Source organism: Deltaproteobacteria bacterium, assembly GCA_016930875.1.
GTDB lineage: Bacteria > Desulfobacterota > Desulfobacteria > Desulfobacterales.
Genome location: JAFGFW010000115.1, coordinates 1 through 12544 on the forward strand (window position 1 = coordinate 1; position 12544 = coordinate 12544).

9 protein-coding genes are annotated in these 12544 nt (G+C 50.7%); 8 read left to right on the plus strand and 1 reads right to left on the minus strand.

Features of this window, described 5'->3' with window-relative positions:
- Window positions 1–430 precede the first annotated feature (430 nt).
- Window positions 431–2035, minus strand: a complete 1605-nt coding sequence (locus JW883_10295) for an AAA family ATPase (protein MBN1842655.1) — start codon at window positions 2033–2035, stop codon at window positions 431–433.
- An 899-nt stretch (window positions 2036–2934) separates the two neighbouring features.
- Here JW883_10295 and JW883_10300 point away from each other — a divergent pair.
- From JW883_10300 to JW883_10335, 8 genes are all read left to right on the plus strand, one after another.
- The gene (locus JW883_10300) at window positions 2935–3285 is read left to right on the plus strand and encodes a hypothetical protein (protein MBN1842656.1); all 351 of its coding nucleotides are present in this window, start codon (window positions 2935–2937) and stop codon (window positions 3283–3285) included.
- 315 nt (window positions 3286–3600) lie between these two features.
- Window positions 3601–4296 carry a GAF and ANTAR domain-containing protein gene (locus tag JW883_10305; protein MBN1842657.1) on the plus strand — a complete coding sequence of 232 codons (696 nt, stop codon included), beginning with the start codon at window positions 3601–3603 and terminating at the stop codon, window positions 4294–4296.
- Window positions 4297–4619: 323 nt separating this feature from the next.
- Window positions 4620–6200, plus strand: a complete 1581-nt coding sequence (locus JW883_10310) for an FMN-binding glutamate synthase family protein (GenBank protein ID MBN1842658.1) — start codon at window positions 4620–4622, stop codon at window positions 6198–6200.
- A 1-nt stretch (window position 6201) separates the two neighbouring features.
- Window positions 6202–6411 carry a 4Fe-4S binding protein gene (locus tag JW883_10315; GenBank protein MBN1842659.1) on the plus strand — a complete coding sequence of 70 codons (210 nt, stop codon included), beginning with the start codon at window positions 6202–6204 and terminating at the stop codon, window positions 6409–6411.
- Window positions 6412–6684: 273 nt separating this feature from the next.
- Window positions 6685–8499: an aldehyde ferredoxin oxidoreductase family protein gene (locus JW883_10320; protein ID MBN1842660.1), complete on the plus strand. Its 1815-nt coding sequence runs from the start codon at window positions 6685–6687 to the stop codon at window positions 8497–8499.
- Between the two features lie 33 nt (window positions 8500–8532).
- Window positions 8533–8910, plus strand: coding sequence for a four helix bundle protein (locus tag JW883_10325; protein ID MBN1842661.1), 378 nt, complete (start codon window positions 8533–8535; stop codon window positions 8908–8910).
- A 118-nt stretch (window positions 8911–9028) separates the two neighbouring features.
- Window positions 9029–9403 (plus strand): hypothetical protein, encoded by a 375-nt coding sequence (locus tag JW883_10330; protein ID MBN1842662.1) that lies wholly within the window; start codon window positions 9029–9031, stop codon window positions 9401–9403.
- A 56-nt stretch (window positions 9404–9459) separates the two neighbouring features.
- On the plus strand, window positions 9460–12513 hold the full coding sequence (locus JW883_10335) for a CoB--CoM heterodisulfide reductase iron-sulfur subunit A family protein (protein MBN1842663.1): 3054 nt from the start codon (window positions 9460–9462) through the stop codon (window positions 12511–12513).
- The last annotated feature ends 31 nt before the right edge of the window (window positions 12514–12544 follow it).

Below are 12544 nucleotides of genomic sequence, written 5' to 3' on the forward strand. Positions count from 1 at the left end.
AGGAATCTGGATAATAAATAGTGATTATTGTAGCGAGAATAGGTGGGTTCTGAGGTTTGCCTTTTTGTGCTTTATACCCAATTTCTTGCCACACGTTATACAAGCTTATCGCCGGATTTCATTATAGATATCTAACCATCCCCCCCGCCTCGAAGTACACAAGCCCTAGTCCGATGTCATTCTGATATCATGCCCGACGTAACTGTCAACCCGTCCAAGATAATCTTGCCAGCAGCTTTACGAAGACAACAAGAGGATTTTCTTATAGATCTGTGAACAATATCCTAAATCCTGTCAGACTTTCTGGCGACATCTTGACGGATACTCACACCCACTTCACGGATGCCGAGAGAGACCGCCTGGATAGGACACTCATTAAGGAACGGGCAAACGTGACTTTCCATCACATAGTGCGATAATCCTGCTGGGGCTACAGGCTTGAGATAAAGGCGTCATTGAACCCTTGCTTTCTGAGAGGTGGCATTTCTGTCCTGGCTGCTGCAACACTTGCATAGCCCTGGAGACGAACACGGTGGAAAAGCCCCAGATTTTTTAGAGTTCGTATCTCCAAATAAACATCATATCCTTTTTTTTCAAGCAACCTTACCAAACGCTCGGCCGTTGCCCTTTCCCGAAAGGACCCCACCTGGATAACCACGTTTCCGGCTTTGGCAGCATCCTTCTTCAAATCTGGCACACAGGCGGCAGCGCTGGTCGCTTTTTCATCGGGTTTTTCCTTAGACAAAATACTATGTTTCAACGTCGTGTCCGCTTTCTTTTTAAAATTGACCTGCCACGTGTTTCCGTCAGGAGATTCATTCTTATCTCCGTAAGCTGCCTCAGTATTCACCGAAGACTCACCTTTCTTAGTTTCCAACAACACTCCGGCAGATCTCCGGTGTTCGTAAATATGTGGCCTCACCGCATCCTTGTCATGTTTAATCTTTTCATCCGACAACCTTGCCATGGCAACCAGAGGAACCATTGAGGTCTGTCGATGAGCGACTTGCTGCCCCAGAGCCCAGGATTTATGGGGACCATTCGACTGGCTTGGACTGCCGACTCGGATTGTGGGATGACCTGGAAGGGGATCAGCGCTCTCCACCTTAAGCCGGTAATTTGCCACGAGAAGCCCAATAACAAAAAAGACGCAGACGGCGAGCATCAGGCTTGCAGCGAAGGCAAACCGAGCATGAGATATACCGCGCTTTAACTGAGGGTCGGACTCCTCTAGGGAAAAGGTCGCTTGGCTACAACTAGACAAAAAAGAGGACTTCCAACAGAGATCTCCACAGGCTTTTTTGACTACACGTGCCTTGATTTTTCGCTCTCCCAGTGCATACGCAGTCAGGAGGGCATTGTCGCAAAGGGTATTGATATTGCGGGGTACCCCCCTAGAGTGTTGCCAGACCAACCGTTGAGCTCTGCGGGTGAAGAGAGACGGGGCCGTATAATCTGCCACGTCAAGGTAATGCTGGATGTACTCATATGTTTCTTTTTCATTCAGAGGGGTGATACGTCGTTTCACACTCACCGAATCATCGACAGGAGGCGCTTCAGCTTGTTTCAGCTTGTCGTCGAGTTTAGGCAGTCCGCAGAGGACGACTTGGATCAGTTTATGCCTGTGATATTCTTGGTTGGAAAGGAGCAGCAGGTTTTCCATAGCGGAGCCGTCGAGATTCTGGGCCTCGTCCACCATCAGCGCCACGTTGCCACCTCTTGCCAGTTGCTGGATCGCAAAATCGTTCAGCCGATGCGATGCCTCGACTTTAGACAGACCCTCATCTGGCTCTGCTATGCCCAGATCTACCAAGGCCATCGCCAGTATTTCCTCAAAGGTCATGGTGGTATTGGAAATGTAAGCTACCTTGGTTTTCTCATTGAGCTTGCCCAGCATCGTCTTGAGCAGTGTCGTTTTGCCAGCGCCCAGGTCACCCACAATCGTTATCAAGCCACGTCGCTCGCCAATCGCGCAGGTCAAGGCCGAGAGCGCCTCACGATGTCCTGAGTTAAGGTAAAGAAATTTCGGGTTCATCGTGACATCAAAAGGCTTTTCCGATAATCCAAAAAAAGCGCAATACACTGTTGCTTTCCTCGCAGGACACCATCAGGGGTTATTACGCAAAGGCTAATTAGGGATAAACATTTAACATCATTTTATGGGAAAATCAAGTGCAATAAAAGCAGGTTAGGCGTTCGTCAAAAAAATTGATAAACGTACTAGGCGTTGTGTGATGCCTCTCTGGTTTACGCAACATATTGGCTCTGAGCTCCGTAGTTAGGCTGCTATAATCCTGTACAGGTCTTGGTGGCCGGGTTTCTGCCAAGAGTTGTGAAAACTCCGATGAAGGAGTTGGAGATATTTTGACCCATTACTAGCGCCACAGTCGTGCCACACCGCCCGCGAGGCCACGCCCCGTGCGGGGTTTTCACGGGTTCAAATCCCGTCTCGTGCCTAGCAGGGGAAAACAAGGAGGTAGCCGCTTTGTAGGAAGCGGCCTTTCTTTTGATTTTGGTAATGTTGTACCAGTCAGAGTGTCCGTGTATAGCCGTGTACGTGTTTGCAAGAAAGACGGACACGAATCACGCACACGCAAGAAAAACTTACCACCTATGAAGAAAAACCGGGAAATTTTTGCACTGTACCCACCTCGGTCCCTCTCTACATCAGGAAGGCATGAGTTTTTCGGACGGCGACTAATCAATCGAAATAGTTAGCTATCCGTATCCACACCGAAACTTTTCCACCCCTTTCCCATCTTTCGGCACAACGGATGCACATAGGTGTCTGCAAGGCGATCGAGACACATTGCCACATACGGCAACGTCAAAAATAAATCCGGCGACAATCTCGATGATTTCACTGGACTACCTTCGACAATGACGGAGCCCTGCGTTGCTGCACCGTGCGATATCCTTTTCTGAGGAAAGCATTTGCTCATACAAAGAGAAAATACGGGCGACAGGCGCCCTTGCAAGCAGCGGCGAAGCGGCAAGGATCGACGCAAACACATTGATCCCCGCTATCGAAATCCTGCCTATCCTGAATTTTGTGACAGGAGAAGGGGTGAGAGGCGAAAACCCGTGTACGAAGACCACCGTCCTCTTATCAAAGAACATCCTGATAGAAAGTGGATTACCCTGGTCGGCATCGTGGCGGCTGTTTTCCTGATGTCCGTCTCCATTTTAACGAACGCAGGTGTAAGCACGAAATTGGCAAGCAAGAAGATAGGCAATGTCAGTAATGCCCAATTGTTCCCATACATACTCCCTCGATTGTTCTAGCTAGTTTCCATCCAGAAATGGCCCTTTTCTCCGCCTCCGGCGGATCAATCTGCGGGATCGCTTGTGCGGCGTACCAATGTACGCCTCCGCGCAATCCCTTGATTTCCTTGACCTTGCGAATCCGCCTCAGGCGGACTGAACTGGAGACTGACGCCAGTGCCCAGTGTCTCAAGATCCGTTTATGTTCAGGCACTGGCTACTGTTCATCTGACCAGAACCCCTCAGGTTATTGACAACTTGCCGGTAAATGTTATAAGTACTTGAAGCCTTAAGAAAAAGTCCCGAGAGTATAATGAATGGGGAAAAGGTAAACTTATGAAGGGAGACCAATCTTTTGAAAAACATATAGAAGCCCTAACGAAGATCAGCAAGGCGATCACGTCTGACCGGTATATTGAGGACATCCTCCGGCTTGTGGTCACCGTGACGGCCGAGACTATGCGCTCAAAGATATGCGCCCTCTGGCTCTTGGATAACAGCGATAACACCCTCAAACTGCGTGCCACCCAGAGTATAAGCGAAGATTATCTGACGGAGCGTTCTCTGAAAATGGGGGAAGGGATTGTGGGGCAGGTTGCTCGTTCTCGCCAGCCCAGGTCGGTTCTAAATGTGCTGGAAGAGTCCGACTACAAGGAAAAGGAGTTGGCCAGAAAAGAGGGACTGGTGTCAATGCTCAGTGTGCCCATGGTGGTAAAGGACAGGGTTATCGGCGTAATCAACTGCTACACATCATATACCCATGAGTTTACGGAAACTGAAAGAAATGTCTTGATCACCGTGGCCAATGAGGCGGCAGTTGCCATAGAGAATACCGAGTTGATAGTAAAAACCAAAGTGATTCAGGAGGAGCTGGAAACCAGAAAGCTGATCGAACGTGCCAAAGACATATTAATGACGCGCCGGGGTCTGAGCGGACCGGACGCCTACCGTTGGATTCAAAAACGGAGCATGGATACCCGCAAATCGATGAAAGAGATCTGCGAAGCGATTGTGTTGACAGAAGAGATATGAGATTACAAAACCCTTGACATGAGAGAGGTTTTCGCATAAAAATACACATTAGCTTGAGAGATACAACGGCGTATTTCTCAAACGACGACAGCGACGTCCAACCGTCCCATGGGGAGAGTTGGACTTTTTTTTGTCGAAAAAATAAATTGTAACCGTTCACGGGCTGCGTCTGTTGTCATTGCGAGGAGCGTAGCGACGAAGCAATCCTTGTAGATTAAGCAGGAGATTGCTTTGCTCGCAATGACTCCCCGGATATTGAACAATGATACAGCAGAGTTAGTGACTCCCTGAACGGCTACAATAAATTAAAGGAGGAACAGGCAATGTCATTTAGCAAACCGAATCGAAGTGCAGCAACCCTAACTACCACCAGATTAGACCCGGCTCCTGGTTCCGGAATCTGTGTGACCTGTGTGGATGGATGCGAAGGGCCGTGTGAAATCGGGCGCTCGGCGCTCAAGGGAAGAGAGGTCCTTTATCCTATCCCCTTTGGAAAAATCACAGCCGGCTCTGAAAAGGATTATCCTGCAGATTTTTCCCATTTCAATATTCAGGGCACGGCAGTCGGCGCCGTAGGGGTCGAGGCTGATCCGGACAAGGCCACGTTTCCAGCTGTGGATACCACTACTGCCCTTGGCGCTGACGGGAGCATCAAGCTAAATTTTCCGGTGTTCACAGGGGCCGTTGGATCTACTGACATTGCCCGGATCAACTGGACAGAGGCTGCTGTTGGCGCGGCCATATCCGGTGTAATCGTGGTAGCCGGAGAAAACATCTGCGGTATGGACCCACAGGCCGAATTCAGTAATGGGAAAATATCGAAATCCCCTGAAATGGAACGTAGGATCAAGGCGTTCAAGGATTGGTATGACGGCACAGGAGGCATTATCATCCAGGCTAACGTGGAAGACACTAAGCTGGGCGTACCCGAATATGTAATTGAAAAGCTGGGTATGGAAATCTTTGAACTGAAATGGGGCCAGGGCGCAAAGGACATTGGCGGCGAGGTCAAACTCTCCTCCATAAAGCGGGCCCTTCAACTCAAGGAGCGTGGCTACATAGTGCTTCCGGATCCCACGAATCCCGCTGTCCAGGAGGCCTTTAAGGCTGGTGGTATTTCGGAATTTGAGCGTCATTCCCGCCTCGGCATGGTTGATGAAGATGCCTTCCATAAAGAGGTAGAACGTCTCCGGAGCGTGGGCGCCAAATACGTCACGTTGAAAACCGGGGCCTATCGGCCGAGTGATCTCGCCCGGGCCATCAAGTATTCTTCTGATGCGAAGATCGATCTTCTAACCATAGATGGGGCCGGTGGAGGCACGGGGATGAGCCCGTGGCGTATGATGAACGAATGGGGCATCCCCACGGTCCAACTGGAGTGTTTGGCCTATCAGATGTGTGAAAAGCTTAAAGCAAAAGGGGCCTATATTCCGCCCATCGCTATTGCCGGCGGGCTTTCTCTGGAAGACCATATATTCAAGGCGATTGCCCTGGGAGCCCCTCACGTAAAGGCGATTTGCCTTGGAAGGGCCATGTTGACGGCAGCCATGGTGGGAAAGACGCATGGCCGATTGATGGCAGAAAAGATGGAAGACGAAGGCGAAGATCCAAGCGAAGGATACGTCAGGCTCTTTGCTGTAGGCGCCGAGCTCAAAAAACGATTCGGCAGTGATTTTGCTAAACTCCCTCCAGGGGCCATTGGCATGTATTCTTACATCGACAGAATGAAACAAGGGCTGCAGCAATTCATGGCAGGGGCCAGGAAGTTTGCCCTTCAGTACATTGATCGCAATGACCTTGTAGCCCTTACGAAAGAAGCGGCAGAAGTATCCGGCATCGACTATGTGATGGAAAGTGATGCCGTAGAGGTAGAAAAGATCTTGGGATACAACGGAGGGTATTAATATGTTAAATATCATCTGCAAACACAACTGCAAGTCCTGTTTTGCCGAGCCCGTCTGCGCTGTGCATGCGATCATAGATCAGCAAGGCTCCATATATGTAGATACCGACAAGTGTATTGGCTGCGGAAGCTGCCGTACGGCATGTGTGGTCTTTGGCTATGACCAGGCCCTGAAAGAAAAGACCGTGGAGTGGCTTAAGGGAGCAGCCTAGGAAGCTCCGCCTCAAAACGACGAGGCTTCGCGATACTGGATGCTGGATACTCGATTCTGGATGGATAAGAAAATGGCATTCCTTGCCCACCTTGGCGCTTCCTGCTGCACGCGGGCTATCAAGCTCGCGATCCACAGGTCTGGGCCAGGGTTTCATCCAGTATCCAGAGACCAGCATACAGTATCTGCTTATCTCTTGCACAAGAGTGTGTTACAAAAACCTGACTCCTTTTTGAAGTCCTTGGCTCATAAGGACCACTAGTGAGGTTATTTTATGTATGGTTGTACCGGTCGTTGCCTTCGGGTGAATCTGTCCAAAGGTAAACACTCGGTTGAAGAAATAGACCCTGAACTGCTAGGCAAGTTCGTGGGCGGCCGGGGCCTCGGTGTGAAGGTATTGTCGGACGAGGTGGACCCCAAAACTGACCCCCTTGGGCCGGAAAACAAGTTGATCTTTGTTTCCGGTCCGCTGGTGGGCACAGGCGCCGTTACAGGGGCTTCCTGTAATGCTGTAACAAAGAGCGCGCTATCCGGCGCCATTGCCTGCGCCAAGATGCGAGGTCACTTTGGGGCAGAACTCAAGTTCGCCGGGTTGGACATGATCATCATTGAAGGGAAGGCTGAATCCCCGGTGATCCTGTCCATCCTGGACAATAAAATCAACATCCGGCCAGCCCTTGAATCGTGGGGCCGCACTACATCGGAAACAGAAGTAGTGTTCAAAAAGAGTCTGGAGGACAAGTGGGCGGCCAGGGAAACATATCTGGTATCTATAGGTCCGGCTGGTGAGAAATCAGTCCCATTGGCGAACATCGTAAATGACGGCTTTCTGTCCGTTGGCGGGGCCGGAATTGGCGCGGTCATGGGTTCCAAAAACCTTAAAGCCATTGCTGTTAAAGGAAGCCATTCCCTGTCAGTAGCAGACGGTGATCGGTTTGTGCGGGTAGTCACCAACCTGATCAATAAGTTAAATAGCGCCCCCTTTACCTCACAATCCATGCGGGCCTGGGGATCCGCCTTTTTTACAGGCATCTGTTATCAAAAGGGGGTACTCCCTTACAGAAATTTTCAGGCGGCCGCTTTTCCGGAATCAAAGGATATCGGGACCGAGGCCCTGTCCAACGCCTTTGCCTTGAGAAGCAGGGGGTGTTTTGCCTGCCCCATCGCCTGCATCAAGAAGACCGACGTGAGTAATCCCCTTTTTAGAGCTAAAGGCATGGCGCCCACTTATCTGGCTATCGGAGCCCTTGGGCTGAACTGTGGTGTCACCGACCTGACCACCATTGGATTGGCCAATATGATCTGCGCCGAAATGGGCCTGGATCCCATAGCAGCAGGAGGGACCGTGGCTACAGCCATGGAATTGGTGGAAAAAGGGTTTACTGACAGAGACGCCCTTAAGCTTGAATTAAGGTTTGGACAAGGAGAAGATCTCCTTCAGGCCTTGACGCTTATGGCCACAAAAAAGGGGCATGCCAAGAGAATAGGAAAAGGGGGAGATGCCCTGGCCAAGGAATATGGCCAGTCGAAACGCTTTATGGGCGTCAAGGGAATGCCCGTGGCCCCTTTTGATCCCAGGTGTATTCAGGGCATGGGTCTCCATTTTGCCACATGCAATTACGGACCCCATCATCTTTACGCATACACCTTTTTTGAGGAGGTGTTGAATGTGCACGAGGGATTGGATCCCTGGAGTACGGAGGGCAAACCTGAACTGGTAAAACAATACCAGGATATGACTGCTATCATGGACTCCCTTGGTCTTTGCAACTGGACACTGATGGGGCTCAAGTTTAATAATTTCGTCCCCATGATCAACAGTTGCTTAGGCACTGAGTACCGTGCGGAAGATCTCTTGAGGATTGGAGACCGGATCTGGAACCAGGAAAGGCTGTTTAATATCTGGGCTGGATTTGACCATACTCATGACACACTCCCCGGCAGATTCTTTGATGAACCGATCCAGGATGGTCCGGCTCAGGGGCAAGTAAGCAAAGTGGACGAAATGCTTCCCGCGTACTATGAGCTTCGGGGTTGGAGCGAGAGGGGTCAACCGCTGACTGAAACCTTAAAGGCTTTGGGACTCTAATCTGGATGCTGGATTGGATAGGACAGCGATAGAATGAGTTATAAGAATTTGAAAATTTGGCAATTAGCACGGGAGTTGGTGATCGACGTCCATAAAATGACGCTCACGAAATTACCCAAGTTTGAGATGTTCGAAGAAGGATCTCAGATTCGCCGGTCAATAAAATCCGTGAAATCAACGATTGTCGAAGGCTGTGGCAGGCGAAGATACAAGCAGGAATTCATACGATTTCTAACCTATGCAATTGCCTCAAATGATGAAACTATCGATCACTTGGAAACGCTTTATGAAACTGAATCACTAACGGACAAAGCAATGCACGAAGCAATTCATGATAAGCTGGAAGTTCTTGGCAAAAAACTGAATCTGTTCATTCAATCCGTGGAAAGGGGTCATAACAGTCAGGAATAGAGTGAAAAGCAACATCCAGCATCCAGTGGCCAGCATCCAGTATTTGTTTGGAATAGAGCAGGAAGTCACATTTCCTGACAAAATCGATAACCCCAAAATCTTTTTCTGAAATATTACCATGCCAAGAATAAAAATCGACCATAACAAATGCACTGGTTGCAGGCATTGTGAGATAGCCTGCTCTCTGAATCATGTGACCGGAGTAGCGAATCCCCGAAGGGCCCGAATTCGTGTTTTTCGTGAAGGCAATGTTTTTTTCCCCGTAATTGCCGGTCCCTTTGTGGATGCGGCCTGCACCTCAAAGCTTAACATAAAAGTAGGCGATCAAGTCTACGACATGTGTTTGCTCTGCCGGGCATCCTGTCCTCAGAAACCCTTTTTCATCGAAGCAGACACAGGCTTTCCCCTGAAGTGTGACTTCTGCGGCATCCCCCCCAACCCCTCCTGCGTGCGCTGGTGCAATTCAGGAGCCTTAGAGCTGATAGATGACTGAAGATTTAGGGATTGAGGAATTAATCCCTTAATTCCTCAATTCGACAGTGTTGTCATATGAATTACATCAACAAAAATCATAATATCGTTGGCGCAGTGATGGTCGTTGGCGGCGGGATTGCAGGCATTCAGGCCTCCCTGGATTTGGCTGATCTGGGCTTCTACGTCTATCTCGTGGAAAAAAAGGCTTCCATTGGCGGAGCCATGGCGCAACTTGACAAGACGTTTCCAACCAATGAATGTGCCATCTGAATCGTGTCTCCGAAATTGGTGGAGGCCGGTCGGTCTCCAAACATTGAGATCATCACAAAGGCAGAACTCTCATCCCTCCAGGGAAAAGCAGGCAACTTCACTGCCACGGTACATCGCCTGCCCCGCTATGTGGATCAGGATCGATGCACGGCCTGCAGGACGTGTGCCGATTATTGTCCGGTTCCCATCACAGATGACTATAACCAAGGGCTTTGCCAAACCAAGGCCGTACACATCGATTACCAGCAAGCCATACCAGCGGCCTTTCATGTGGATCCCAAGGCCTGTCTCTTTCTAACAAATCAGGAATGCAAACAGTGTGAGAGAGTCTGCCAGGCCAAGGCCATCGATTTCAGACAGCAGGCCCAGGACATAGAGATCAATGTGGGCGGAGTCATACTCGCTGTCGGGTTTGGTCGCACAAGTAACGACGTGTTGTCAAGATATGGTTATGGGATCTTTCCAAACATAGTCACGAGCACCGAGTTAGAACGCATCCTTTCCGCCTCTGGCCCTTTCCAGGGCCGCCTCATACGTCCTTCGGACGACAAGAAGCCCAGAAAGATCGCCTGGCTCCAGTGCGTGGGCTCACGGGACATCAACTTTTCTAATAATGGTTACTGCTCAAGCGTTTGCTGCATGTACGCAATCAAACAGGCCCTTGTTGCAAAGGAGCATTCCAAAAATGGCCTGGAGACAGCCATCTTTTTCATGGATATGCGCACCTGTGGCAAGGAGTTCGAGCAGTATTACAACCATGCCAGGGGAAAAGGCGTGCGTTTTGTGAGGTGTCGGGTACACAGCATTGACCCGGTGCCTGGTTCGGATAACTTGCAGATTCGCTACGTAACCGAAGATGGCAAAGTGCGACAGGAAGCGTTCGACATGGTGGCGCTTTCTGTCGGCCTTGAGCCTTCGGCTGGTGTGGCAGAACTGGCAGAAAGGCTCGGGATCGAGCTTAATCATTACAAATTTGCCAAGACCAGCAGCTTTGCTCCTGTAAGTACATCCATACCCGGGATCTATGCCTGCGGCGCCTTCCAGGGCCCCAAAGATATCCCCTATTCCGTAATGGAAGCCTCGGCAGCCGCAGGTGCCGCAGCATCCGTATTGGCGCCCGTGCGCAACACACTGGTGAAGGAGAAGATTTTCCCCGAGGAAAGAGACGTCTCAGAGAAACCGCCAAGAATTGGAGTTTTTGTCTGCAACTGCGGTGTAAATATAGCTGGCGTGGTCAATGTCCCTGAAGTAGCCCAATACGCCAAAACAGTTGAGAATGTGGTCTATGTGCAGGAAAACCTCTTTTCCTGTTCCCAGGATGCCCTGAAGCAATTGGTTGAGGTAATCAAGGAAGAAAATCTCAACCGGGTTGTGGTGGCCGCCTGCTCGCCTCGCACCCATGAGCCTCTCTTCCAGGAGACTTTGCGTAATAGCGGTCTGAACAAATACCTCTACGAGCAGGCCAATATCCGCGACCAGTGCTCCTGGGTACATTCCGGAGATCCTGGTGCTGCCACTCAAAAGGCCAAGGACCTGGTACGGATGGCAGTTTCCCGGGCCTCACTCATCGAGCCTTTATCCATGACCTCGGCGCCGGTTACACCGGCTGCTTTGGTCGTAGGTGGCGGTGTGGCCGGAATGGTGTGTACCCTTGACCTGGCCCAGCAGGGATTCAAGGTACACATTGTCGAGGAGAAGGATCGCCTCGGAGGCCACGCCCTGAAGTTAAAGAACACCTGGAAGGGCGAAAGCATACCGGAGTACGTGAGCAAACTGGTTGATGACGTAACCGGTCACGAGAACGTTGAGGTCTATCTCAATACCAAGGTCAAGGAGGCATCCGGTTCTATTGGCAACTTCCAAACCACCATCGCCCTGAATGGGACAGGGGACGCCAAGAAGATCGAGCACGGGGTAGTGGTGCTTGCAACGGGCGCCCATTCCATCAAACCGGATGAATACCTCTATGGCAAGAACGAGCGGGTCTTGCGTTGGCACGATCTTGATAAGGCATGGGACAGCGATCTTGTAAAAAACGCAGCCAGTGCGGTCTTCATCCAGTGTGTGGGTTCCAGGGAACCTGAACGTCCTCACTGCAGCAAGATCTGCTGCACCTTTTCGATTCAAAAGGCCTTGGAGCTTAAGGAACGGAACCCGGATATGGATGTCTACATCCTTTACAGGGACATTAGAACCTACGGGGAGCGTGAGGATCTTTACAGAAAAGCCCGCCGGCGGGGTGTGATTTTTATTCGCTACGAGCTTCATAACAAGCCCGTTGTCAAAGAAACCGAGGGAGGCGGCCTGGAGATCACTGTGACTGATCACGTGCTGGGCCGGCCAATCACCATCAAGCCGGACTTTGTCACCCTGGCCAGTGCCATCTACACCCGCGGCCTGGAGGAACTGGCCCAGCTCTTCAAGGTGCCTCTGAGTCAGGACAATTTCCTGCTGGAAGTCCACATGAAGCTTAGGCCCGTAGACTTTGCAACTGATGGCGTCTTTGTCTGCGGCCTGGCGCATTATCCCAAACCGATTGAGGAGAGCATTGCCCAGGCACAGGCGGCAGCGGCCCGGGCAGGGGCAGTTCTCTGTCAGGATTCTATCATCAGCGAAAGTGTCATCGCCCGTGTAAACGAAGAGGCATGTCGGGGATGCGGCCTCTGTGTGGCGTTATGTCCCTTTAAAGCCTTAAGGATCGTCGAGGCACAAGATGGACGAAAGGTAGAGGTTATCGATGTGGCTTGCAAAGGTTGCGGAGTGTGCGCAGCCACCTGCTATCGACACGCCATGCGTATCAACGCTTTCACTGATGAGCAAATGGCTTCACAGGTCAGAGCTTTCTTGACGACTTCATAAGAACCCCGTCTGTCAGCCCCGGGACCATAGT